This is a genomic window from Pseudomonas sp. P9_2 (genome assembly GCF_034008255.1).
Taxonomy (GTDB): domain Bacteria; phylum Pseudomonadota; class Gammaproteobacteria; order Pseudomonadales; family Pseudomonadaceae; genus Aquipseudomonas; species Aquipseudomonas synxantha_A.
Map to the genome: position 1 here is coordinate 4,733,128 of NZ_CP125376.1, position 21,661 is coordinate 4,754,788.

The following is a 21,661-nucleotide window of genomic DNA, read 5'->3' on the forward strand; positions in this document are numbered from 1 at the left end:
CGCTGCTGCCACGCTCTATAACCTTGAGCTTCCATCAAAGGCCAGGGACGGCTCAAGGAGCACCTCTGGTCGCCCAATCTCAAGGAAGAGTCAGCCATGCGATCATTGAAGATCCTGTTGTTATCCTCGGCATTCAACGGTTTGACCCAGCGGGCCTGGCTGGATTTGCGCCAGGCGGGTCACGACCCCAGCGTTGTGGTATTCACCGATGAAACCACGGTGTGTCGCCAGATCGAGGCGTCAGGCGCCGACCTGGTGATCTGCCCATTCCTGAAGGACCGTGTACCACAGCAGCTATGGAGCCACCCGCAGCGCCCGGTGGTGATCATCCATCCCGGCATCGTCGGCGACCGTGGCGCCAGCGCACTGGACTGGGCCATCACCCAGCAGGTCAGGCGCTGGGGCGTCACGGCCCTGCAGGCCGTGGAGGAAATGGACGCCGGGCCGATCTGGTCGACCTGTGAATTCGATATGCCCGCCGATGTGCGCAAATCCGAGCTGTACAACGGCCCGGTGAGTGACGCGGCGATCGTCTGCATCCGCGACGTGGTGGAAAAATTCGCCAATGGCTTCGTCCCGGAGCCCCTCGACTACACGCAACCCAGCGTTATCGGGCGGTTGCAGCCGAACATGACCCAGGCTGACCGCACCTTCAGTTGGTTCGATTGCGCAAGCTTCATCAAGCGCAGCATCGACGCCGCCGACGGCCAGCCCGGTGTGTTGGCAAGCCTGCTGGGTGGGCAATATTACCTGTACGACGCGCACTTGGACTCACGCCAGGGCACCCCGGGAGATATCCTCGCGGTACAGGACGACGCCGTGTTGGTGGCAGCTGGGGATCACAGCCTGTGGATCGGCTCGCTCAAACGCAAGGCCCAGCCAGGGGAGGAGACCTTCAAGCTGCCGGCTCGCCATGTCTTGGCTGAACAACTGGCTGACATTCCGGTGTTGAACAGCTCGATCGCGCAACAAAGCTTCAATGCGCTGGCCTATCAACCGATTCGCTACCGGGAGGCCGGTCACGTCGGCGAACTGACATTCGAGTTCTACAACGGCGCCATGAGCACCGAACAATGCCAACGGCTGGTGGCAGCATTGCGCTGGGCCAAGGCGCGAGCCACCCAAGTGTTGTTGATCAAGGGCGGGCGCGGGAGCTTTTCCAATGGCGTACACCTCAATGTCATCCAGGCCGCCAAAGTGCCGGGGCTGGAAGCCTGGGCCAATATTCAAGCCATCGACGATGTGTGCCGGGAGCTGCTAACCGCCAGGCAACTGGTAATCAGCGGCCTGACCGGCAGTGCGGGCGCAGGCGGCGTGATGCTCGCGCTGGCCGCTGACATTGTATTGGTCCGTGAGGGGGTAGTGCTCAACCCGCATTACAAAACCATGGGGCTCTATGGCTCCGAATACTGGACCTACAGCCTGCCACGGGCCGTCGGCAGTGAGGTGGCGCACAAGCTCACCGAAGAATGCCTGCCCGTCAGTGCCGTCCAGGCCTTGCAGTACGGCATGGTTCAGGACATCGGCCCACGCTGCCTACACGCCTTTGATCTGTGGCTCTCTCAACAGGCCCAAAGCGCGCTGACCGATGAGAAGTACCTGTACGCACGCACCCGTAAAGCCACGCTGGATAGTCAGCAGGTTGAACGTTGCCGCGAACATGAGCTGGTACAGATGCAGTTGGATATGGTGCAAAACCGCCAACAGTTTGCCGAAAAGTGCCGCAACTTCGTGTTTAAACGCAAAACCTGCCGGACCCCGCAGCGCTTGATCGCGCCCTGGGCGGTGACGTACGAGGCCGAAGTCCCGGAATGCTGAATGGCTGACCGATCCTCTACGGTCGACGCGGGGAGGGTACAGCCTCGCATTGGGCAATAGGGTTCCCCATAATGGAGGCCAATTCGCCCAAACGCTCAGACCAGAGGCCCCATGGAACTGCACAACCTCAACGATAACGCAGCGCTCGTATGAATCGTGCGCTGTTTATTTCGTTGGATGGGCCCAAGGGCACCGGCAAAACCACGCTGTTGGAGGCCGTCACGGCAGCATTGAGGGCTGATAACAAGAAGGTGGTCCGATTGTGCGAACGCAAAAGCGATCCCTATCGAGCGCAAACGATGGCTCTGGTTAACAAATTCGCCAGAGACCCCAGCCGGGATCTGGAACTTGAGGTGTGTGAACGCTTTGCTGACAGCCGCAGTTGGATTACCCGGCACGTACTGGCTGCACAGCCACCTGACAGCATCATCCTGATGGATCGCTGGTACCCGTCCGATGCGGCGTTTCGGCGGTTGATACCGTTTACAGACATTCTTGCGCTGAACCTTGATCGACAGGTGCAAGTGCCGGATCTGCATGTGGGGGTTGTCACCTCAGCGCAAATATCCTGGGCGAGGGCAGCGACACGACGGCGCGGGTTGAGCAGTACGGTGATGCATAAGCTGGAGGAGCAGGTTGTGTGTACAGAGGCGTTTGAGCGGGCGGTTGTGGGGCAGGGGTGGGTGATGTGTCGCAATGAAGGGACGATTGAGGAGGCGATGAGGCGGGTGGTTTCTGCGATCTATACTTATTGTTTTTAAAAGTTTTACCTTGGTCAGCGCTATGACCGATATGCGTGAAGGCTCACCTTTAATCAGGTCATCGCAGGCAGATGATTTGTGACAAAGTTTTGCAAATAGCACAAAACCGTACCTGTGTCGCTACTCAATCCACTTTTGTTTATTGAAAAATCGGCTTCCTCCGCTATGTTCATTCATGCGAGGACGCCGTTACGCTTTCGACGTGCTTGGATAAACAGCCAGACAAGGAGCAAGTCATGAACCAGAAGATCCAGCAAGATGCAGTAGCCGCACCCGCTCATCAAGACGGCGAGAAAGTGCTGTTCAGCAAGGAGGAATTGCAGGTCTTGAGCGACGCCATCAAGAAGTCCAAAACCGGAGCTTCGCAAACCAAGGCGGCGAGCTGCGCATACCACCGTTGAGCTGACCCAGAAAAAGCAAGAAAGGACTTTCTTGCTTTTTCTCCTTTTGGGTGCTGAGCATTCAATTGTCAACCAGGGAGGTGGGCATGAGAGCGATCTTTATCGGCCATCAAACATGGCTTGTGGAACACGGAAGTACCAGGATCCTGATTGACCCGCTGTTATGTGAAGACTTCGGCCTGGTCGACGCGCACCGGATCGAGATCTATCCGCCGAGGGTTGTTGATGCCACGGCACTATCCGATATAGACCTGATTTTTCTCAGTCATGAGCATTCCGATCATTTCGATATCCATTCGCTGAATCTGTTGCCACGTTCCGCCCGGTTTGTCGTGGGAGCGACCATCGTCGAACCGGTCAAGCAATGCATCCGCGACCTTGGGTTCACCCTTACGCAAGTCTGCGACACCGAGCCGATGCTGATCGGTGACTTGAGCCTGCGCTTCTATCCGGCAGATCCCAAGACTGCCTTCTGGGAAAGTCGGGTTACCCAGGTGCATATCGAGGAGGCCGAGCAGCCAAGCAATGGCATCTTCATTGCCGTGGACGCCCTGGTGTCCGAGGTGTTCAAGACCGATATCGTCGAAGGTCGACTGGCACCGCCCAAACTTGTCATTGTCTCGAACAACTCCAGGGTGTCACCTCCGGGAGCTTTTCAGTCCCTGGAAAACTGGGGCAAGAACGCGAGTGACGGCAACCGTAAGGTCGGTCCGCTGGGGATCGGTGTGCTGAGCGCTGTGCTGACCAGCTACATGGACGATTTTCCGGTGCAACCCGCAAACATAGCTCTTTGCGGCGGCGGGTTCATCAAGCGTATGGGAGAGTTCGCCGCTTTCCCCTTTTCCGACCAGCCGACATTGAGCAGATTGGCTAATCGGCTCAGCCTGGACACCAATATTGTCGGCCTGCTGCCAGGCGAAGCCTTTGCCCTTGATCCAGATCTCGGCCAGCAGGCGATCATCGACTGGGTCCAGGTAGACAAGGTGCAGCACAACTTGCTGATCGATGAACTGGATCAGTTCATCGAGGCACGCAAGACCGTCGAGGTGGTCGCCTCGGTAAGACCCGACGTGCAGGACGTCGAGGGTTATGAAGAGCTGCTGCAACGCGCGCTGGCCGAGCTGCAACGCCTGGCGAAAAGCCTGATGCTGTTCATTACCGGGCGCAAGGCGTTGGCGATGTCTCACTACAAGGGGCGCAAGCTGGGGCCGAAACGAATCGTTTTCAGTTTTGCCTCGCATGCTCTCGGGCTTCAGGACAGCTATGCGCTGAATCTGATCAGCGGCCAGTTCGAGGCTGAGACGCACAACCAACTCGAATCGCTGGTCGAGCAGTATCCCTTTGGCATATGCCTGCCCCTGGTGGACTTCATCGGCATGGTAGAGGGTGACCTGCAGATCTGGGACATCGTGGGCGTTTCGGTCCAGTCCTGGTTCGAGAGCGGCATCTTCGACGGCTTGATCCCGTTCTTCTACAGCTATTACGGCGAGAACGGCAGCCCTGAGCTATTGGCGAAAATCATCGGGCGCAGCATGCGTAATCTTGAGGTGGGCCCATGAAGCTGACAATGATCGGTCACGAAAGCTGGTCGTTGCAGGCTGGCGATAGTCACGTGTTGGTCGACCCGGTGCTGGGTCCTGGCTTCGGTTCCGATGCCGACCGACAGTTTGCGATAGTCCCGGCGCGCAATGTCGATCTGCAGCGTATGCCTGCGGTGGATGGCATTGTCTTGACTACCGAACACCTGCAGCACTTTCACCCAGCCTCCTTGCGCCGACTGTCGTCGGACTACGGGCATTTGCTTAAGCGCAAGGTGGTCTATGTCCCGGAACTGTTTCCCGGCGCGGCCGAAGCGATAGCCTGCGCCTGCGGTTACGAGGTGCAGCGTGTCAATACCCAGACCTCGTTCGTCATCGGCTCGCTGAGCTTGCGCTTTTACATGCCCGGCACCGAGGTACTGTTCTGGGACAGCCGGGTAGCGTCGCTGCATGTCGAGCACCAGAGCCGCGAGGCGATTTTCATCCAGTCTGATACGCGCATCGCCGACGCCTACTTTGCTGATGTCAATAATGGAGCTATTGCCTGGCCACAGGTCATGGTGATGACCAATAATTTCCAGGGTAGCGGGGTGCAAGGCCCCATCGGCCTGGACAACCTGTTGCCGCTGCCCGACCAGCGCTACACCAGGGTGTCGGGCTTGCGTCTGCTGGACGAAATCGTTCACAAGCCAATGCGCCGACTTGACCAGGTACCGACCTTGATCATCGCGGGCAACGGTTATCGCGATCCCTCAGGCAAGATGCATCACCCCTGGTCGAACCTCGAACTGGCGCAGATCTGCAGCGAACTATCGTTGTTACGGACGGTGTACTCGCTCACACCCGGCGAAAGCTTCGACGTGGCGATGGCACGGCCTGGCGAGCCGGCGGACTGGATCCGCTTGTCCGATGAATACGCCGGGGTCAGTCCGGCGAAAGGGCGATGCCGGACGACGTCGCTCGACAAGCAGCAGATCAAGGCCCATCTCGACGAAATGGCCAGGACATGGCTTATCACCCGCTATGGCCAGGTGCTGATGACGCAGAGCAATTACCTGGGGCGTCCCGTCGGTCCGTGCCGTGCGGTGCTGCAGTTGACCCGGCGCGACGGCGCCGACCAACAGTGGCTGCTGGACGTGTCCAGGGTCGAGTTCGTCCAGGTGCCGGACGAAGGCGCGGGGGCAATAAAGCTTTATCCCTACGGCATCCGTGTCGACCATGACGATTTCTGTCAACTGGTTCTGGGCGAGTTGCAAATATGGGAGCTGCTCAACCTGTCGGCATCGCAGTGGTATGTCTGCGATCGCTATGACAGTCCGCTGGCGTTCTGGCTCGAGTATTACAACGAGCAAGTGGACTATGAACGCGCTCTGCGCAGTTATGAACTGTCCCTGGCGACCGCGCCATGAGCGGGCAAAGAACCTTTGAACATGTGCATCTGGAACTCCTCGAAGCAGCTCAGGTAGAGCAGCACCGCCAGGCGCTTGGCGACCTGTTGGCCGAGCGTTATCAGGTTCTGCTTGTACTCGGCCAGTCGGTCAAGTCCCTGGTCTGCTCCGGCCTGTGCATGGTCTCGGGCGAGCAGGTGGTGATCAAGCGTTACTTTGACGAGGCGGCCTATGCCGCTGAGGCCAGCGGGTATTTGCTGTTCCGTTCGGGTCCGATCGCAGGAATGCGCTATCAGGATTCGCGGCATCAGGTACTGGTGCTGGAAGCTCTCCAGGGTCGTTTGCCGGTTTTGGCCGATCTGCCTGAAGTGATTGCGGCCTATGCAGCGATGCATTCTACGGCCCTGGCTAATTTCCAGCGTGTCATGGGCCACCGCAGTACCCCTGAATTCCTCGATCCTTGTCTGTCTTCCAGCTGTCGTTTTCCCTCGTTTGACCTGCAGGGCATCAGCGTCGGTGACTGCAAGGCGGAGCATCTGCTTGTTACGGTGAATGGCGTGCACATCCTCGACCTGGAGACCTATTCACTGCAGCGCAGCGTGTGGTTCGACATTTTGTCCTTGAGCCGCTTTCTGGGGGCAGGACCATCATGTCCGTGGAGTCTGGAGGAATGGGTGGCCCGCTACTGCGAATGCCGGAAGATTCCCGCGCACTATTACGATCTACAGAAAATCCGAGACTACCTGCAGCGCGTACAGTCCCTGGAGCCGGGTCGGGTGTACTGCGAGGAGGCGCTGTCGTGAAGTGGATGTACTCTTTTACCCCAGAATTGCGCTATCGGACAGCCGCTCGCTCCGAAGGACGAGCGTTCGCCGATGGTTTTTTCGGCTTGGCCTTCAACCTTGCGCCTTGGGCGGTCGGTGCTTATGTACTGGTGTCGCTGTTGCAGTACAGCGTGCCGCTGTTGTTCATCTACACGCTGAGTACGCTGGTGGCTGCCCAAAACAGCGTCGATACCACGCCGGGGGACATCGCGCTCCTGGCGTTCCTGGCCATCAGCGGGTTCTTGCTGGTGGTGAGCGAGCTCAATCTGGAACGCTACATCTCGCTGAGGTTATGCCGCGAATTCGAGCACCTTCTGGCGCGCAAGATGCCCCCCCGCGTAGAGGTCGCTTTGCTGGAACGGGTGGTTTCCAGGGATTTCAGCGTCATTCTAGAGGGCATCGGCACTAGCGTTAATCTGCTGGCTATCCCGGTTTTTCTTCTGCTTTCCATCCTGATGGCATTTCTGGTTTTCGGTACGGCAGGGTTATGGGCCGTTGCGGTGATCGGTGTGTTTCTGCCGTTCTCGTATCTGCTGTCCAGGCTCTCGGATCGCAACTACCAGCGGATCATGGATATGACCGCGCAGCGCATCGAACAGTGTTCGGCATGGTTGCGCAAAGGCCCGTGGCTCAAACAGTTCGCTGACCGCACGGCCTTGCAGAACATCGAGCGGACACTGACGGGCGAACGCGGCCTGCGCAACCTGGATACGCTGCTGCGCGGCGCTGACAGCTACATCATTGGTTTCGGTCGCTTGATTCCTTTTGTGTTGCTTGGGCTGCTGGGCACCTCAGAATCGGCCACGGTCTGGGACGGGGCGATTTTCTGGCTGAGTATCCCGTTGCTGGCTGCGGTACTTGCGTTGCCCCGCGCTTATGTGAGTTACAAGGCCGTCGGCCGCTCCTTGGAAGCGCTTGATGGCCTGTATCAAAGCACCTCAAGGCAGCCGGTATTGCAGAACGCCGCCGCCGATCAGACCCGCAGCGTGATCGAGTTCGATGTCGACTGGCCGATATGGCCCGCGACACTGGTCGAACTGGTTCCAGGCCCGCTGGAGAGCCAGCGCGAGGACATACAAGCGTTGCTGGGCGCTTTCCTGTTGATACCCGAGTTGGGACAGAGCCCACAGCAAGTTATGCAACTGCCCATCGAGCTCGACGGGAGCAATCTTTCTGCCGGGCAGCGCCTGCGTTTGCAACTGCTGCGCGGAGTGTTTCTGGCTCGTACCCGGAACGGGACCCTAAGTATCGACCACGATTTCTCGGTATTGGACGCCGCGGCTGCCTTGGCAGTCAGAGACGCCTTGGAGCGCCTGCCCTGGGTGAGCTTCAGCCCATCGGCTGCAAGAGCGATCGCGCAGCGCGGGGGCTCGGCGATGGAGGTCGCTGAGAGGACGGCTCCGACGGTGTTGGAAGGCCCCACCGTGCCGGAGCATTTCAGCCTCGGCGATCTCTTCAAGTACTGTCGCTGGGGCGTGCTGATGTTGTTGGTGCCGGCGCTGATGATGAGCTACGCAGCCAACCTGACGCTGCCAGAGTCGGGTTTCTCACCCTGGCAGGTTCTGTTGTATGCCGTAACCGGGGTTGGGGCAGGGGTCGCTGCCGGGCTGTTTATCGAGGACCTGCTGCGCAGCCGCTTTTGCCGCTTGTTCATCGGGGGGCTGCGAGACATCCGGATCACCAGCCTGGCCGATGCGCTGCAGGTGGTTTCTCGCGATGTCACCACGACATTCGAACGCATTGCCTGGTATGCCCACGACATCGCCTGGATCATCGCGCTTTTACTGTGCAATGGCATGGCCTTGTGGATGGGGTTTGGCCTGTTCGGCATCGCCGTGGCGCTGTTGTTCAGCGGGTTGCTGGCGGTTTTGTACCGCCTTTCGATCGACGAGCTTTATAGAACACGGGTGGAGAGCACCAAGGGATTCGACTCCCTGCTGCGCTCGGCCCATGTGGCGTTTTCTATTTCCCGAACCGGCGGCACCGGTTTCGAACGCCTGGGGGACTGGCTGGCACTCACCCAACAGGGCGCGATAGCCGAGGGGCTGAAGCATTTCTATACCACCCGCATGCACAGTGTGATCACCCGCACGATCACCGCCGCCAGTTGCAGTTTGCTCAGCGACCTGGTGATTGTCCTGGTGGTTCTGATGGGCAGCCTCTATCGCACCAGCGATTCAGCTTTTGTGCTGGCAGTCACGGCCTTGTTGTTGGTGCGCTCTGACCTGGCCAACGTATTTCTGGCAATCACGGGGTTTAAATCGCAGTCGGTGTCCGTGACGCGCCTGCAGCATTTTGGCCAGCCCAAAAGTGTGGTGTCCGTGACGATTGTCGGTCAGAGCCTGAACATCGCGTCCTTTGTCGCTCAACGTACCTATCGTGCCCTAAGCCTGGAACGGGGACGGTTATATTCGCTCTCTGGCCATTCCGGCGCTGGCAAAAGCGATTACCTCAAGGGCGTGGCCGGTATCACCAATGTGATCACCGACGAGGCGGGCGCGCCGCAGGCTACGGCATCAACCCGCTATTACCTGGACAGCAATGTCCTGGCGCTGCTCGGTGGTGAGCCTGGGGCAAGCAACTGGCTGGATACCTGGCTGAGCGCGCTGCCAAATGACCGCCATCACCTGTTGCTGCTGGATGAGCCGTTCAGCGCTTTGTGCGCCGAGCAATTGGCGGAGCGTGTAGAAGCGTTGCACCGTTACGTCGAGCGTAGCGGCAACACCCTGGTGCTGGTGGAGCATCGCTGCAGACTGGAACATGACATCGAGCTCAGCGAGCTGGTTCGCTGATTGCCCGCCGCAAGGAAGTACTCATGGATGAGCCGATTCTGTACCTGGGTGACCGGGGGTTTCTCAAACGTTACGGCAGCCCCTACTCGGCGCAGCAGGTCAAGGAGATCGCGCGCCGGGTATTGGCCAGTTCCAACCTGGGCATGGCCAGCGGCGACTGGCCCACAGCCAAGGCCGTCAGTAATGCCTTGGCCGGCGGCCCACGAACGCGGCATATCTATCATTCGCGGTTTCTTCTGCGGGTGACCGAGCAGGCAACAGGGCAGGGCGTCAGTGTCCGTCAGGTCCAGGCAGCCCCGGCGTACTACTACACTGCACTTGGCTATACCTTCACCGCCGATGCGCAACAAATAGCCGAAGACCTCGAAATCATCCGGTGCTGCCAGCCTGGTTTGGTGACCTTGGGTGGCGACTGGCTGGACATACTACTGGCGCAACAGCAATACGCGCTGCTTGAGGCGATCCTGCGACAGATGGAGGCGGCCATTCCGGCGGCCTCGCGGATTCTCCTGGGGTTCCATCCCAGCGCCGGCTTCCTGCAGGTGTTGAAAGAACGGCCGTTCGCCGGCGCTGCGGTGCCAGTCAACCTCTTGAATATGCAATGCGCGAGCTACGCGGGCTATCTACATCAGATCAAGGCCCGGTCCCGGCTTTACGCAGTGCATTGTCTGGCGGGCGGCGATATTCCTTTGGAGCCTGCGCTGGACTACGCCTTTCATCATCGCCAGGTCGATGCTTGTATTGTCGGAGCTACCCGTACACGGCATATCGAGGCATTGGCGGCTTGCGAGGCTGGTTTCAGGAGTTCCATGAGATGAACGTGATTCTGATGCGCTGTGCGCGGCAGGTCGACGAGGCGTTATTGCAAGACCACCTGCAAACGTTGCATCGGGCACATGACAACCTGCTAGTGATGTCCGGCCGCTCAGCCTGCTATGCCCCGGTCCTGGCACTGGCTGACAGTCTGGAGATCCAGACCCAGGTCTTCGAGCAGGATTTCTACGATCCGCAGCAGGTGCATGGGGCCCGCAAGATGGACTGGTTGTTCGATCCCTATGCCGGTCGCAACGGCAGCCTGAGCCTGAGCACGCTCTATCATGCATTTGCCATCGAACTGGAAGCGATTTTTTGCCGACACAGCGAAAGCACTCTGGTGATCTATCTCGACCAGTTGCTGCTGGAAATTGCATACGCCGTACTTGCCGGGCTATCCCTGCAGACGCTCCAAGGCTTTTCTCTGTACCTCGAAGAACTGAGCATCGCGGTCCTTGCCAGGGTTCCATTCAAAGGCGGGTTCCAGACCCTGTTGCTGAAATCAAATGTAACGCCGGCGCAAGCCTTCGTCGGCAGGCCGGAATTGAAACTGGTGAGGTGACGCTACCGCCCTGTTGGCGTGATTGCCGATCCTCCCTTGAGTGAAGTGAAAAGGAGTGTTCATGGACCCGCAACGCAAGGAATATTTGGCGACAGAAGCGGTTTACACCGGTGATTCGCTGCGCATCGGCGATGAGTACGTCATGCATGAATGGGAGAGGCCACTGATCCGCAGGATGGTCGAGGACCTCAAACTCACGCCTGATGACCGTCTACTGGAAATCGGCTTCGGCATGGGCATCTCGGCCAGTATTCTGCAGGAGTTCGGCCCGGTGTCCCACACGATTGTCGAACCCCACCCCCAAGTGCTGCTCCAGGCTGAGCGCTGGAAGGGCATGCGCACGAACATACAGTTGCACCCAGGTTATTGGCAGCAGCTACCCACCCAGCGCTATTCGGCGATCTTCTTCGATCCGTTCGCCGATGACATGGCTGCGGTTGACGACGAGAACCTCCAGTTCCTCAAGTTCGCCGCACAATCGCTGCTCGACGATGGCGGACGCTTGGCCCTGTTCTGCATCCGGCCCTTGCTGCCGCTGGAGTACCAGCGCGTGATGTTCGAACACTATCGCCGCGTGGAAATCAGCTCGGTGCAGGTTGCCCCCAGGGATACAGCCGACCCCACGGCGGAGTTGGACGGGCGAATGATTTCAGTTGTGTTGCACAAATAGGAAAAGCCTCGTGTCCGCCATCGGGCCGGCTCGCCGGAGGAGCCTGGCCCAACATGAAAAATAAGCCATCAGTAACAATAACGGTGATCGTGATGAACAAACTTACAGCACGTCTTGGCCTGGTCAGCTTTCTGTGGTTTTTTGGCAGCCAAACATGGGCTCAGACTCAGCCCCCGACAACTGCGGCTGCAGCTTCCACCAGCAAGGCCATGACCATCATATTTGAGCCACCCAAGGGACAGGAGGAGGCGTTCCTGAATACCTTCGTCACCTCGCAGGCTGCGTACATGCAAACTTATGCCGGCAAATCGAAGGAAGGGGTCAAGGTGATCAACCTCATCCCCACCGAACTGGGCGAGCCGCTGATCCACCTGATGATCTACCGCGATGCGGTGGCCTTCGAGCGGGCCAAGCAAATATTTGCTTCACGCGAGGCCATGAGCGGCTATATCGACGGCCATGTGAAAGCCTACGGCGGTTACCACATTCCCAAGGAGTACCTGCGTCATACCAAGGTGTACATGAGCAATGTGCTCACTGAGTAAAAACGGCCGATATAAAGCACAGAGAGAGTCCTGCCTATGCGCGTGGTCATCGGGTCGTTGTTTATCGTCCTGGTTTTTGCGGTGCCCGGTCTGCAAGCCAGCAGTCGTGGCGAGCCCTTCATGTTGAGCAACGGTTGTATCAATTGCCACGGCTTTGAGGGGCAACGCACGCCCGGGGCGATTCCTTCGCTGGCCGGCCAGCCCGAGGCCTACTTGTACAAGACCCTCGCCGCTTATCGCGATGGCACTCTCAAAGGCACCATCATGAACCGGGCGATGGAAGGGTACGACGACCGGACACTCAGGCAGTTCGCCAAGTATTACAGCGGTCTGCCGAAAGTCTTGCTGGGGGCGCCGCCGTCCCAGGCACCCGGCCAAGGGGAGCAGTTGTACGCTCAACACTGTTCCAGTTGCCATGACAAGCAGGCGGATACGCCGTATGTAAAAGGACAAAATGCGCGATATATGGAAGGAGTGCTGAAGGATATGGCCACGGGCGAACGAACGGTTCCGGAGGAAATGGCCAGCGCGATGTCTGCCCTCAAAGGCGAGGAATTACAAGAGTTGCTGGGTTACCTGCAAGGTTGCGCGCGGGAGGCTCTATGCCGATGAACCGACAACGAAGACTGCTGCTCAAGTGGCTGGCCACTGGTATCGGCGCTTCCTCAATCCAGACGCTGGCCACGCCGATGGGGCACCTGACGGCCTCATCTTATGCCGTAGTGGTGATCGGCGGCGGCTTTGCCGGCGCAACTTTCGCTCGTACGCTCAGGCGCCTGGATAGCAGCGTCGGTATCACTTTGGTCGAGCCCAGCCCGCAGTATCATTGCTGTCCACTGGGGGTTGAGTACCTGGTAGGCAAGCGGGACGAAGAAACCCTGATCTTCGGGTACGCGCAGTTACGCGCCGAGGGCATCGAGGTGGTGCATCAGAGGGCGCGCTCGATTGATGCCAAGCGAAAGCAGGTCATTCTTGTCGATGGTTCGGTACTTGGTTATGACCGCTGCGTAGTTGCGACGGGCATTGGCTACAAGTACGAAAGCATCGCCGGTTACAGCGAGGCGGTGGCCCGTCGTGTACCTCATGCCTGGGGCGGCGGCGAACAACTGCGTCTTCTCCGGCAGCAACTGGAGGCTATGCCCAACGGCGGCAATGTGTTGATCTCGGTACCTGTGGACGATTACCGCTGCCCGCCCGGTCCATATGAACGGGCTAGCCTGATTGCCGATTATCTCAAGACCCACAAGCCCGATTCACGCGTGATCATTCTGGATGCCAAGCCGCGGTTCGCCAAGCAAGCGCAATTCGAGCAGGCTTGGAAACGCTTCTATGGCTATGGTAGCGAGCAGGCCAACATCCAGTGGATCGGCGCCTTGCAGGGAGGCACCGTGCAAGGTTTCGACGAAGCCAAAGGACAGTTGCTGACGGAGGGAGGGCCGGTCAGTGGCCAAGTGATCAACATTATCGCGCCCCAGCAGGCTGATGATTTTTCACGGTGCAACGGCCTTGCTGCCGAACATGGCTGGTGTCCAGTCAACACCCAGACCCTGGAATCCTTGTTGGTACCGGATGTGCATGTGATCGGCGACGCTGCCTACGCCGAGAAACTACCCAAGTCAGCCTTCGCCGCGACCTGTCAGGCCAGAGTCTGTGCATTGGCCATCCATAGCCAGATGCACGGCCTGGCGTTGCTCAAGCCGCAATACATGAATGTCTGCTACAGCCTGTGTGCTGACAACTACGGTATCTCGGTGCTGCTTCACTACCAGCATGACGCAACCCGCAATCTCATCGAGATCCAAACCCTACGGGTCACCCCCCTGGACGCCAACGACGAGGATTATCGTCGTGAAGCGCTGTCGGCCTACAGCATGTTCGACAGCTTGGTCAAAGAGGCGTTTGGTTAGTGTGGTCTCGCGAGTCATGCGTACTGGCCGGCGATTTTCTCGGCAAGGGCAATTACGGTGATATTGGTGGCTACCGAGGGCACATCCGGAAAGATGGACGCATCGACTATCCGCAAAGCTTGCAGGCCAAATGGCCGTGCATTCAAATCCACCACGGCGCGCGCATCGCCTGGACGCCCCATGGGCGCAGATGAAGTGGGATGGTGATAGGTATCGAGGCTGGACCGCGCGCTGGCGAGCAGGGCTTCGTCCGAGTCGTTGCCTTTGCCAGGATTGAGCTCCGAGTGAATCAACTCCCGCAACGGTGTGGTGTTACCGATCTTGCGAGCCAACCGAATACCCTCCAGCAGACGCTGGCGGTCTTCTTGCCTTGCGAGGAAATTCAAGTCGATGCGCGGCGCAACAAATGGATCACGGCTGGCCAGGGTCAGTGTGCCTTGGGACATGGGGCGGGTCAGGGCAACAGCGAGTACAAACCCCACCTTGGTCGGGCTCTGGTCGTGCGGGAACAGATGGGTTGCCGTGATGTGCAGATCAAGATCGCCATGACTGGCGCTGCTGCTATGGGTCCACAACTTGGCACCAATGGCAGGTGACTGTCGGCCGATCAGTTCGGGCCGGGCTGCGTAGGCATTGTAATAGAAGGGGTGATCCATCAAGTGCTGGCCAACGGGTAACTCCACCACTTGCTCGATGTTCAACGCCTGCAAGTCAGCTTTAGGCCCGACACCGGAGCGCAGCAGGATGGCCGCACTGCCATAGGTTCCGGCCGACAGGATCACTTCGCCGGCGTGCAACGTCTCGCCATCGGCCAACCGTACGCCAATTGCACGATTGCCTTCGAAAAGCACCTTGTCCACCAAACTATCTGGGCGGATTACAAGGTTTTTGCGCGCGCGGACCTCATCGTTCAAATATGCCATGCCGGTATTGATGCGCACGCCATTGACGATGTTCATCGGGTAGGGCCCCACACCGTCAGCGTCGGCCCCATCGAAATCGTTGATGATTTTGAATCCGTTGGCCAACGTCGCATCCATGAACGCCTGCTGCATTGGCGTTACGTCTGCGCGCTTGAGTTGGTGTACTGGAAGCGGTCCTTCGTGGCCGTGCAAAGTAGCGTCGCCGCCGCTGCGGGTTTCAAGTTTCTTGAATGAAGGCAGCATCTCTTCATAACTCCATCCGGGCAAGTTCCAGCGCTTGAAGTCGGTGTCGCGTGCACGGATCGCCACCGCCCCATTGATAGCCGAACTGCCTCCCAGTACCTTGCCACGCAGCGCCCCAATAGGGTGACCGACGTAACCTGGCTGAGTCTTGTAACCCCATTCGAACTCAGGGTTGGCATTGGCTCCGACAATGTCGCTGTTGGCGACAATTTCCGGATAACCTTGCGGACCGTAACTGTGACCCGCCTCAAGCAGCAGTACCCGACGGTTGCTGTTCTCACTCAAGCGCCGGGCCAATACCGCACCAGCAGATCCGCCCCCCACAATGATTACATCCACGCGCGAGCTTGCGTCCGAGTCTTTGGTATGAGACTCGCCGGCAGCGTAAACACTGGTCAGCCCACTGCCTGCTGCCAGGGTCGCGGCGACTGCAACACCGCTTGCCAATAGAGTCCTTCTTGAGGGATTACCGATAGTTTCTCTCATGCATTTTCTTCCTGTTGAAGGTGAGGTCAGATGCGTGCAGAGGGAACGATAAAGCCGAGCTCGCCTGCTTAATAAGCCTGCAAAAAGCGAATCGACATTTCGTATTTGGCGAACGAACAGCTGCGCAACCGACGTACATTTTTGTACGCCCGGATTTCACACAAAAATGTTTATTTCAGTGGGTTCAATCGAGGACAGTGTGTGCAACACAACCTACTTCAGGAACCACACAATGAAGCTATTCAAATCCATTTACTCAGCAGTACTGCCGTTCGCATTCGCACTGTCTATCTCCAATAGTGTGTTCGCATCTGCGCTGCCCGACGCCCAGGCCAGTTACTCGATGAATGTCGGCAAGTTCAAGGTGGTTGCCCTCTATGACGGCTACCTCCCTGCCGATATGGTCAAGATCCTTGAAGGGGGCGATGGTGCCCGCATAAGTACGCTGCTTGAACAGGCAGGGCTGGATAAAGATGCGCGCATGTCCGTCAATGTTTATCTGGTCGATACAGGGGACAAGAAAATCCTGGTAGACACCGGCGGTGGCGAACTGACCGGAAGCACTGCCGGCCGCCTGCTGGAAAGCATGAAGGCCGCGGGCTACAGCGCCGATCAGATCGATGTGGTACTGATGACGCACTTGCATGCCGATCATATCGGAGGGTTGTTGAACGGGCAGCAACGCACGTTCAAGAATGCGGTAGTTGAGGTCAATGACAATGAGTTGAACTACTGGATGTCGGACGCCTCCATTGCGTTGGGCAAAGAGGACAAGCCTGAAGCATTCTCTGCAGTCAAACGTTATCTCAAACCTTACCAGGACGCCGGTCGTGTCAGGACCTTCAAATGGGGGGACAAGCTTTTTGCGGGCATTGAAGCCATCGATTTACGCGGGCATACCCCGGGGCATACTGGGTTCAAGGTCAGTGAAGGAGGGGACCAATTGCTGTTCTGGGGCGATGTAATCCATGTGCAACCGGTTCAATTCCCTGAACCGCAAGTCACCGTCATCTACGACAGTACCCCAAGTCAGGCAATCAGTACCCGTAAGGCGGCGCTGGAAGATGCCGCCACATCCACTGAACGATACTGGGTTGCCGACGCCCACATTGATTTCCCTGGTATTGGCAAGGTGGCAAAGAAGGGCGAAGACTACCTCTGGCAGCCCGTTCAGAAATGAGTGCTGAGTGATTAAGCGCAACGGCACTGAAGACAAGGAGCATTCATATGGAGTGGGGCGATGTTAAGGTCTTTCTTGCCGTTGTGCGCGCTGGAACCTATGCCGATGCAGCAACGCAACTGAGGGTCAGCCGACCTACGGTGAGTCGCCGTGTGCAGGCCCTGGAAGAAGCGTTGGGCCAAAAATTGTTCCAGCGCACCGGGGAGGGGCTGGTGATCACGGCCGAAGGCGAATCCATTCTCGATTTGGCAGAAAGCATGGAACAAAGCGCTTTGGCGCTAAATCGCAAGATGGCAATCCATGATGAGCACCTTGAGGGCGGAATAAGAATTACCTGTCCGGAGTGGTTCGCTGGTTATGTAATGCCTGACTTGATGGTGAGCTTCGCGCGCAAGCATCCGAACATTCGAGTGGAAATCCTTACTTCGCCGCGCATGCTCGACTTATCGAGACGTGAAGCCGACGTTGCACTTAGAAATGTTCCCTTCGACCAACCGGATATCGTTCAGCGCAAATTGATGGACGTTCGATATGCCGTGTACGCGGCGCAGAACTACAGCGTCGCCAGCGGTACAGGGGAGGGGGTCAACCTGATTCTGATGAATGCAGACCTCAACCATTTTCCGGATGTGGCATGGCTACAGCAATTGCTACCCGAAGCGTCCGTCATGCAACGCAGTAATGATCGGATCATTCAGGCGCAGTTATGCGCGGCAGGGCTAGGACTCGCGGTATTGCCCGTGGTCGTGGGGCAAAAAATCCCGGGGCTTAAAGTGATTGATCTGCAAGCGTCTCCACCAGGTCGAGAACTCTGGCTTGGTTACCATCGTGATTTGCGTGATGTACCACGATTAAAGGCGATTGTGCGCGCACTCTTGAGTGCGCAGGTAATAGTTTGAATATGGTGAGGATGTTATGAAACGCAGCAACATCAGTTTTGTTTCCGAGGGAACTCTATTAAAGGGCTGGCTTTATGAGCCAGAAAACACCTCGTCTGCAACACCCGCTATTGTCATGGCGCATGGTTTTACATCGGTCAAGGAACAATACCTTGATAAATATGCGGAGGTGTTCTGTTCGCAAGGTTTTCATGTACTGGTCTATGACCATGCAAACTTTGGTGACAGTGAAGGCACGCCACGGCAGGAGATGGACCCTGTCTTGCAACGTCGTGGCTATCGCGACGCCATTACCTTTGTGCAATCACTTCCAGGCATTGATCCACAGCGAATTGGCATCTGGGGAACAAGTCTGAGCGGCGGACATGTCATAGAAGTTGCTGCAATTGATCGTCGCGTAAAATGCGTTGTTGCTCAGGTTCCCTCGATCAGTGGCTATGAATCGGCGAAGCGCCGGCTACGCTCGGACCTCGTGCCTGCCATGCTTGCTCGCTATGACAATGACCGGCAGGCCCGTTTTGCAGGTGCACAACCCGCAAGCATTGCGGCCGTGTCCGATGACCCGAGCGTTGCCTGTGCCATGGTAGGAGCAGATAGTTATGAGTTCTTCATGAACACTAGGTCGTTTGCGCCGAACTGGAAGAATGAGGTGACCTTGAGGAGCACCGAGTTGTTCCGGGAGAACGAACCTGGTCATTTTATTTCGCGTATCAGCCCAACACCGTTCCTGATGATTGTGGGGGATAACGATCTTTTGACCGCCACGGATATATGCCTCGCGGCTTATGAAAAAGCACTGGAGCCAAAGAAGCTTGTGATGATCAAAGGAGGGCACTTCACCCCCTATGTTGAAAACTTCAAGGTTACCAGTGAAGCCGCTGCCAGCTGGTTCAATCAACACCTCAACACCTGACATGACCAGGCCTTCAAAGCAAACGAAGATCTCGGGCTTTGCGCACAGTCAACTGACGGTTTCCAGATAAGCCGTCAGTTGCTGTTCCCATATAGGAGGACTGCCAATCTGTTCGATCAGAAAGTTCGACAAGGCCTCCATCTTGGGCGAGGTGCGCTGAGACTGGCGATAAACCAGCGATATGTTACCGCCCCGAGGCTCGTAAGAAGTCAACACGATCTGTAGCTCACCGGCAACGATTGCATCCACGGCAAGGAACGTAGGCAATATCGCCAGCCCCATGCCAGCTTTTGCCCCCTCCAGCAATTGAAATCCATTGTTTGTGCGCATCCGGCTTCGAACCCGGAAAGACTCTGTCAAGTTACCTACCGGCAATGCCCACATGCCGTGAGGCTCACGATGCACATACAGCAGGGCATGGTGCTCGGCCAGCTCCTCGGGCGTTTGCGGCGCACCATGAGTGGCTATATACCCAGGACTTGCACAGATGAGATGGCGGTTTCCAGCAATGCTTCTGGCGACCAGGGAGGAGTCAGGCAATTCACCAATGCGAATCGCAGCATCAAAGTTCTCCTCCTGTAAATTCACATAACGGTCATCATATTCAATATCCAGGCGCAACGACGGGTAGCGCAGTGCAAAAGACGAAAGAATCTGCGTCAGATAACGGCTGCTGAACGCCATCGGTGCCGACAAACGCAGGTTGCCGCTTAATTCTGACTTGAACGCAAGAATGGCTTCTTCGGCGTGCTCAACATCTGCAAGGATACGTACGCAGTGCTGATAAAACACTTTTCCCGCCTCAGTCGGGCTTACTTGGCGACCTCGATCGAAAAGAATAATGCCAAGGCGTTTTTCCAACTGCCGGATACGCTGGCTGACCACCGACTTGGCTGTTCCAAGACGCCTTGCGGCTTCTGAAATACTGCCGGTATCAACGATTACCACGAAGCACTGCATTTCAGCCAACTTGTTCACGGTCGCTCCTGTTGCTGTGCCATTGGGCGCACCTACGGTTTTCAGGAAAGAGTACCGCACTTTGAACCCGACCTACCTGTAAGTGTTATGAGTGCGCAGGTGTCCCTGATGACGAGACGTGATCCAGGAAATGATCTGGAAATAGCGAGGCAGACAGTGAACGGGGCTTTGGATCTCATGCACACTGGGTTCGCGAGACAGCAGCCCTGAATTGAACATCTGACATAGCACCTCGTTTAAAAGTGGGCGATGCCAGATGTTCATAAGCAGCTCATGGGCCCGAGATTGCTCACTGATCGCTCTCGAATCAGCGCGATTGTTCATCGATTCTTGAGGACGTGTTGGCGTTGGCCATTAAGTCAAAGCGGGTGGACTTAAATGGGCGGGCCTTTCGACGCTTTAGCGGGTGTTTTCGATACTTCGCTGCGGATAAAGCGCCTGCCAATGGGAAATTTGCTGTTGGATGTTCCAATAAATGATGTGCTCGTAGAGTTTTTCCACAAAATCCACATCGAACCCGGTCTCGACGGCCCACTCGCGGCGGTCCTGCAGCATCGCCGCAACCCGTTCCGGCGCGGGGATCGCTTGTTCGTTGGCCTTGAAGCGCACGGCGGCTTTCACGTAACCCAAGCGCTGTTGCAGTGACTGAAGGATCTGACGGTCGAAAAAGTCGATGCCAGCGCGGATGTCGGTGAGGCTTTCGCACGCCTCGGGTACTTTCAGTGACGACATGGTGTTTGTCTCTAATAGGGGTTCGGTTTCAGATTACGTCGAAGCGTGGGCATGCCAGCCGGGCAGTGGCAGGGGGGCGCTCATGGGTGTCTTGATGAGCACGGGCGGCGCCAATGCTCCAGGCGTCGGTGTCACACTCGGCGATGACCTCATCAATCAAGGCATCGATCATGCAGTTGTCGTGATGATGAGGCGTGGTGATCAAGTGCGCGGTGTCGCCAGAGGTGGCCAGGCAATACTTTTTCGCGATCCCTTCTGACGGGCAGGGAAACACCACGGTGATGGAGTTCTCGTTGCGCCATGCATCGATGCCGGCTGCCTGGAAGCGATCCACGGCATATTGCGCCTGGTCCAGACAGTGGCGGATACGCTGGCGCCAGTCGGCGAACGAGTGGCTGCGCAGTGCCGCCCACATCATCAGCGGCGTGTGGCCATTGCGTGAGCCGCTGATGGTTTTGTCATGGGCCAGGATGTAGTCGACTTGCACGGAGATGCGCGCCACGTTCTTGCGCTTGGCCACCACGATGCCGCATGGGATCGGCGAACCAATCATCTTGTGCCCGGACACGCAGATCGAATCGATGCCGTCGGCAAACGTGAAAGGTTGTGGGTGGTCGACGAAGGGCAGGATCATCCCGCTCAGTGCCGCGTCGGCATGCAGGTAATAGTCACGCCGGGCAATGCCCGCCAGTTGCAGCCGTTGTTGGATGGTCGCGATGTTGTCCACCGCGCCACGCATCGTCGTGCCGATATTGGCGAAGATGATCGGGTGACGCTCCTGGTCGGCGGCGATCTTGAGCATCAGGTCGTCGTAGTCGATCTCGCCGTTGGGCAGGGATTCGACGGCACGGCATTTGATGCGCAGCAGCTTGACGATCTTGGCCACTGAGTAGTGGGTGTCCTTGGAGTAATACAGGGTGCCGTCAGGGAACAGTTCGCGGGCCAGGTAGCAGCCGAACATATTGCCTTCGGTGCCGCCATTGGTGACGTAGCCCCAGCTGTCTTCGAGCGCAATGTCGAACAGCTCGGAGAAGTAAGTCATCACGTCCTTTTCGAAGTCGAACGAGTTCAGCACATAGTTGCTGTACTCGTTCCAGTCCCCGCAATTGTTGATCGAAAACTGCAGGAAACGGTGCAACTGGGAGTAATCGAAATCGGCGGATTCGGGGTAGCCGATGTTGAAGTACTGATGGGTCACGCAGTGCTGCCAGAAGTGTTCAAGCCTGCTTTGGTCGGCCGTGGATAAAGTCATCTCTAACTCCTTTTAAATCGACTGGGCGAAGCGGCC

The 21,661-nt window shown here is 57.5% G+C and carries 20 protein-coding genes; 16 read left to right on the forward strand and 4 right to left on the reverse strand.

Annotated features, from left to right (window positions below):
• The first annotated feature begins 96 nt into the window (after window positions 1-96).
• The 13 genes from QMK52_RS21085 (at window position 97) to QMK52_RS21145 (ending at window position 14,019) form a co-directional block, all read left to right on the forward strand.
• Window positions 97-1,818 carry a hydrogenase maturation protein gene (locus QMK52_RS21085; RefSeq protein WP_320403357.1) on the forward strand — a complete coding sequence of 574 codons (1,722 nt, stop codon included), beginning with the start codon at window positions 97-99 and terminating at the stop codon, window positions 1,816-1,818.
• 149 nt (window positions 1,819-1,967) lie between these two features.
• A complete protein-coding gene (locus tag QMK52_RS21090) occupies window positions 1,968-2,579 on the forward strand; it encodes a dTMP kinase (protein WP_005788397.1) in 612 nt (203 codons plus the stop codon).
• Between the two features lie 236 nt (window positions 2,580-2,815).
• Complete coding sequence (locus QMK52_RS21095) at window positions 2,816-2,980, forward strand: hypothetical protein (protein ID WP_005788395.1); 165 nt, start codon at window positions 2,816-2,818, stop codon at window positions 2,978-2,980.
• A gap of 86 nt (window positions 2,981-3,066) precedes the next feature.
• On the forward strand, window positions 3,067-4,539 hold the full coding sequence (locus QMK52_RS21100) for an MBL fold metallo-hydrolase (protein WP_320403358.1): 1,473 nt from the start codon (window positions 3,067-3,069) through the stop codon (window positions 4,537-4,539).
• A complete protein-coding gene (locus QMK52_RS21105; protein ID WP_320403359.1) occupies window positions 4,536-5,927 on the forward strand; it encodes an MBL fold metallo-hydrolase in 1,392 nt (463 codons plus the stop codon). The genes QMK52_RS21100 and QMK52_RS21105 overlap by 4 nt, the downstream gene beginning before the upstream one ends.
• On the forward strand, window positions 5,924-6,709 hold the full coding sequence (locus tag QMK52_RS21110) for a hypothetical protein (protein ID WP_005788390.1): 786 nt from the start codon (window positions 5,924-5,926) through the stop codon (window positions 6,707-6,709). Before QMK52_RS21105 ends, QMK52_RS21110 begins: the two co-directional genes overlap by 4 nt.
• Complete coding sequence (locus QMK52_RS21115; protein ID WP_005788388.1) at window positions 6,706-9,522, forward strand: hypothetical protein; 2,817 nt, start codon at window positions 6,706-6,708, stop codon at window positions 9,520-9,522. The genes QMK52_RS21110 and QMK52_RS21115 overlap by 4 nt, the downstream gene beginning before the upstream one ends.
• A 23-nt stretch (window positions 9,523-9,545) precedes the next feature.
• The gene (locus tag QMK52_RS21120; protein WP_320403360.1) at window positions 9,546-10,340 is read left to right on the forward strand and encodes a hypothetical protein; all 795 of its coding nucleotides are present in this window, start codon (window positions 9,546-9,548) and stop codon (window positions 10,338-10,340) included.
• Entirely contained in the window at window positions 10,337-10,897 is a 561-nt protein-coding gene (locus QMK52_RS21125; protein ID WP_005788384.1) for a hypothetical protein, read from the forward strand. Before QMK52_RS21120 ends, QMK52_RS21125 begins: the two co-directional genes overlap by 4 nt.
• Window positions 10,898-10,958: 61 nt before the next feature.
• On the forward strand, window positions 10,959-11,567 hold the full coding sequence (locus QMK52_RS21130; protein ID WP_005788382.1) for a class I SAM-dependent methyltransferase: 609 nt from the start codon (window positions 10,959-10,961) through the stop codon (window positions 11,565-11,567).
• 53 nt (window positions 11,568-11,620) lie between these two features.
• A complete protein-coding gene (locus QMK52_RS21135; protein WP_005788380.1) occupies window positions 11,621-12,112 on the forward strand; it encodes a hypothetical protein in 492 nt (163 codons plus the stop codon).
• Between the two features lie 36 nt (window positions 12,113-12,148).
• Window positions 12,149-12,724 (forward strand): c-type cytochrome, encoded by a 576-nt coding sequence (locus QMK52_RS21140; RefSeq protein WP_194438284.1) that lies wholly within the window; start codon window positions 12,149-12,151, stop codon window positions 12,722-12,724.
• The gene (locus tag QMK52_RS21145; protein WP_194438282.1) at window positions 12,721-14,019 is read left to right on the forward strand and encodes an FAD-dependent oxidoreductase; all 1,299 of its coding nucleotides are present in this window, start codon (window positions 12,721-12,723) and stop codon (window positions 14,017-14,019) included. The genes QMK52_RS21140 and QMK52_RS21145 overlap by 4 nt, the downstream gene beginning before the upstream one ends.
• Before the next feature lie 14 nt (window positions 14,020-14,033).
• On the opposite strand, the gene QMK52_RS21150 is transcribed toward QMK52_RS21145, so the two are convergent.
• Window positions 14,034-15,671: a GMC family oxidoreductase gene (locus QMK52_RS21150; protein WP_320403361.1), complete on the reverse strand. Its 1,638-nt coding sequence runs from the start codon at window positions 15,669-15,671 to the stop codon at window positions 14,034-14,036.
• 232 nt (window positions 15,672-15,903) lie between these two features.
• Between QMK52_RS21150 and QMK52_RS21155 the strand changes: the two genes are divergently transcribed.
• From QMK52_RS21155 to QMK52_RS21165, 3 genes are read left to right on the forward strand one after another with little or no spacing between them, the layout of a single operon-like run.
• Window positions 15,904-16,851 (forward strand): MBL fold metallo-hydrolase, encoded by a 948-nt coding sequence (locus QMK52_RS21155; protein WP_005788373.1) that lies wholly within the window; start codon window positions 15,904-15,906, stop codon window positions 16,849-16,851.
• 47 nt (window positions 16,852-16,898) lie between these two features.
• Window positions 16,899-17,750, forward strand: a complete 852-nt coding sequence (locus tag QMK52_RS21160) for a LysR family transcriptional regulator (protein ID WP_194438277.1) — start codon at window positions 16,899-16,901, stop codon at window positions 17,748-17,750.
• A gap of 16 nt (window positions 17,751-17,766) precedes the next feature.
• Entirely contained in the window at window positions 17,767-18,663 is an 897-nt protein-coding gene (locus QMK52_RS21165) for an alpha/beta hydrolase (protein ID WP_320403362.1), read from the forward strand.
• 48 nt (window positions 18,664-18,711) lie between these two features.
• Here the strand turns inward: QMK52_RS21165 and QMK52_RS21170 are convergent, their stop codons facing one another.
• The 3 genes from QMK52_RS21170 to QMK52_RS21180 all read right to left on the reverse strand — a co-directional run bounded on the left by QMK52_RS21170 (window position 18,712) and on the right by QMK52_RS21180 (window position 21,625).
• The gene (locus tag QMK52_RS21170) at window positions 18,712-19,641 is read right to left on the reverse strand and encodes a LysR family transcriptional regulator (protein ID WP_320403363.1); all 930 of its coding nucleotides are present in this window, start codon (window positions 19,639-19,641) and stop codon (window positions 18,712-18,714) included.
• Window positions 19,642-20,040: 399 nt separating this feature from the next.
• The gene (locus tag QMK52_RS21175; RefSeq protein WP_005788364.1) at window positions 20,041-20,373 is read right to left on the reverse strand and encodes an isochorismate lyase; all 333 of its coding nucleotides are present in this window, start codon (window positions 20,371-20,373) and stop codon (window positions 20,041-20,043) included.
• A gap of 28 nt (window positions 20,374-20,401) precedes the next feature.
• The gene (locus QMK52_RS21180) at window positions 20,402-21,625 is read right to left on the reverse strand and encodes a histidine decarboxylase (RefSeq protein WP_005788362.1); all 1,224 of its coding nucleotides are present in this window, start codon (window positions 21,623-21,625) and stop codon (window positions 20,402-20,404) included.
• Window positions 21,626-21,661: the final 36 nt, after the last annotated feature.

Coding starts and splice junctions, on each gene's coding strand:
- QMK52_RS21120 (WP_320403360.1), top strand. CDS start 9,546: ATGGATGAGCCGATTCTGTACCTGGGTGACCGGGGGTTTCTCAAACGT.
- QMK52_RS21100 (WP_320403358.1), top strand. CDS start 3,067: ATGAGAGCGATCTTTATCGGCCATCAAACATGGCTTGTGGAACACGGA.
- QMK52_RS21145 (WP_194438282.1), top strand. CDS start 12,721: ATGAACCGACAACGAAGACTGCTGCTCAAGTGGCTGGCCACTGGTATC.
- QMK52_RS21110 (WP_005788390.1), top strand. CDS start 5,924: ATGAGCGGGCAAAGAACCTTTGAACATGTGCATCTGGAACTCCTCGAA.
- QMK52_RS21165 (WP_320403362.1), top strand. CDS start 17,767: ATGAAACGCAGCAACATCAGTTTTGTTTCCGAGGGAACTCTATTAAAG.
- QMK52_RS21125 (WP_005788384.1), top strand. CDS start 10,337: ATGAACGTGATTCTGATGCGCTGTGCGCGGCAGGTCGACGAGGCGTTA.
- QMK52_RS21135 (WP_005788380.1), top strand. CDS start 11,621: ATGAAAAATAAGCCATCAGTAACAATAACGGTGATCGTGATGAACAAA.
- QMK52_RS21095 (WP_005788395.1), top strand. CDS start 2,816: ATGAACCAGAAGATCCAGCAAGATGCAGTAGCCGCACCCGCTCATCAA.
- QMK52_RS21085 (WP_320403357.1), top strand. CDS start 97: ATGCGATCATTGAAGATCCTGTTGTTATCCTCGGCATTCAACGGTTTG.
- QMK52_RS21130 (WP_005788382.1), top strand. CDS start 10,959: ATGGACCCGCAACGCAAGGAATATTTGGCGACAGAAGCGGTTTACACC.
- QMK52_RS21090 (WP_005788397.1), top strand. CDS start 1,968: ATGAATCGTGCGCTGTTTATTTCGTTGGATGGGCCCAAGGGCACCGGC.
- QMK52_RS21160 (WP_194438277.1), top strand. CDS start 16,899: ATGGAGTGGGGCGATGTTAAGGTCTTTCTTGCCGTTGTGCGCGCTGGA.
- QMK52_RS21180 (WP_005788362.1), bottom strand. CDS start 21,625: ATGACTTTATCCACGGCCGACCAAAGCAGGCTTGAACACTTCTGGCAG.
- QMK52_RS21175 (WP_005788364.1), bottom strand. CDS start 20,373: ATGTCGTCACTGAAAGTACCCGAGGCGTGCGAAAGCCTCACCGACATC.
- QMK52_RS21105 (WP_320403359.1), top strand. CDS start 4,536: ATGAAGCTGACAATGATCGGTCACGAAAGCTGGTCGTTGCAGGCTGGC.
- QMK52_RS21140 (WP_194438284.1), top strand. CDS start 12,149: ATGCGCGTGGTCATCGGGTCGTTGTTTATCGTCCTGGTTTTTGCGGTG.
- QMK52_RS21150 (WP_320403361.1), bottom strand. CDS start 15,671: ATGAGAGAAACTATCGGTAATCCCTCAAGAAGGACTCTATTGGCAAGC.
- QMK52_RS21155 (WP_005788373.1), top strand. CDS start 15,904: ATGAAGCTATTCAAATCCATTTACTCAGCAGTACTGCCGTTCGCATTC.